The 242-nt window shown below is 59.9% G+C and carries 1 pseudogene; it reads left to right on the top strand.

What is annotated here, in order from left to right:
• Positions 1 to 242, top strand: a pseudogene (locus AAEZ09_RS29025) (chemotaxis protein); the annotation flags it as partial.

Raw genomic sequence — 242 nt, 5'->3', positions numbered from 1 at the left:
CCTCAAGTGCGCCCGCGACGTGCGTTTCGGCGTGTTCAAGAGCCAGAACTTCGAACCCACGACGCTGATCCTCAACGTGCTCAGTGCGTCGCTGGAAGACCGTTACATCAGCCAGGTCGTGGACGGAAAAGGCAATATCCGCACGATGGTCCAGGCCCTGTGCGATGCACTGAAGTGCGCACCGCAGGAGCTTGAGCAGCGCCTGTCGGATTATTCCTTCGCCATTCGCGTGGGTGAGGAAG

Source organism: Pseudomonas sp. 65/3-MNA-CIBAN-0223, from assembly GCF_040310425.1.
GTDB lineage: Bacteria > Pseudomonadota > Gammaproteobacteria > Pseudomonadales > Pseudomonadaceae > Aquipseudomonas > Aquipseudomonas gregormendelii.
This window is presented reverse-complemented; position numbering and strand designations above follow the sequence as displayed.